Raw genomic sequence first — 1,369 nt, 5'->3', positions numbered from 1 at the left:
CAGGGACTTTGCGTGTAGTCGATCTGTCCGGTTGATCACGTGATTCCGAGGGCTGTGAGGGGTCGTTGTGGGTCGCGGGCGGTGTAGCGGCAGGCGGCCGCGATGTTCGTGTGGTCGTCCTGACGGAAAACGCTGATCGCGAGGTTGCGCAGACTGGCCATGACACGAGGCAGGCTGCCGACGCGGATCCTGGAGGCGTCCTCGGCGAAGGTCGTGTCGCGCACGTGGTGAAGCTGGTTCTCGATCTTCCAGTGACCGCGGATCCAGTCCGCGATCTGGGCGCCGGATACCGCGCCGGGTGGGAGGCTGGTGACGAAGTACAGTCGCTCGATCGTGGTCTTGCCGCTGGTCAGGTCCTTGCGCCAGCGCACGACGCGCAGGGCCTGGCGGGCTCCGGGATAGCTGAGGTGCCGGAAGGTGACCGTCTTCAGGTGTCGGACTTCGAGCCGGCCGCGGCCTCTGGTTCGGTCCTTGTGGTCCAGGGCGATGTCGGCCCATGGCAGCGTTCTCAACTGCTTGAGCAGGCCAGGGTGGTTGCCCTTGACGACAGCGATGTAGTGGGCGCCTTGCTCACACAGCCACCGGCCGTTCGCGTGCTGCGTGTGCGCCGCGTCCGCAGTGATCACGGTGTTTTCCAGGCCGAGGTCTTGCAGGAGCGGGACGAATGCGGGTGTCTCGTTGCTCTTCGCCTCGATCTGTCGCTGCCCGAGAACGGTTCCGGTGTGGTCCATCGCGGCCAGCAGCCATACCGGCTTCCCGCCTGCCGCCCGGGAGCCGCGCAACTGTTTCCCGTCGACGGCGACCGCCCGCCACCGTGGCTTCGTCGTGCCCCGGCCAGTGGATCTGGCCTGCAGGAACGCACTTACCGCGGTGTCCAGGGCATCGCCGTCGAGGCGGGTGAGCAGCCGCATCACGGTGGTGGGGTGGGGCACCGCGACCGTCTTGGTGAACGGGTCGACGGCGAAGCCCAGGGCCATGCTCACCCAGCGGGGCGCATCGTTGATCCACTCGGCGATCGCGGTCAGGGACCTCGCCCCGGCCAGCACGCCGGCTGCGGCGGCCGTCACCATCGCCACCAGCGGAAACCGTCGGCCGCGGCGGTCGCGTGGATCGGGCAGGCCAGCAAGAAACCGGGCCAGGCACACTGCGTCCGGCAGCGGTTGCGGGCAGAGGGTACGGGCCAGTTGCTCCAGGCCCGGGGGGATGGGAGAAGATGAGACAGCAGGCACGGTCTTCGGTTGTGGTCATGCGGACTCGACACCTACATGATCACCGAAGCCGTGCCTGCATCGGCATCCGGGCCCACAAGGTGACATGACAGCCCATCACCGGGCGATCTCACTCAATCCGCGACCTCGCAAAGTCCCTG

The 1,369-nt window shown here is 67.5% G+C and carries 1 protein-coding gene; it reads right to left on the bottom strand.

Features of this window, described 5'->3' with window-relative positions; translation table 11 throughout:
- Positions 1 to 35: 35 nt before the first annotated feature.
- Positions 36 to 1,070 (bottom strand): ISAs1 family transposase, encoded by a 1,035-nt coding sequence (locus ABZ453_RS51330; protein ID WP_359026991.1) that lies wholly within the window; start codon positions 1,068 to 1,070, stop codon positions 36 to 38.
- Positions 1,071 to 1,369: the final 299 nt, after the last annotated feature.

It is taken from the genome of Streptomyces sp. NPDC005799, from assembly GCF_040630525.1.
Lineage (GTDB): Bacteria > Actinomycetota > Actinomycetes > Streptomycetales > Streptomycetaceae > Streptomyces > Streptomyces griseorubiginosus_B.
Note: the sequence above shows the minus strand (reverse complement) of the source record. Positions and strands in the feature narration are given on the sequence as shown.

Excerpts from the sequence above, each read along its gene's own strand:
- ABZ453_RS51330 (WP_359026991.1), bottom strand. The coding sequence starts at position 1,070 with ATGGTGACGGCCGCCGCAGCCGGCGTGCTGGCCGGGGCGAGGTCCCTG.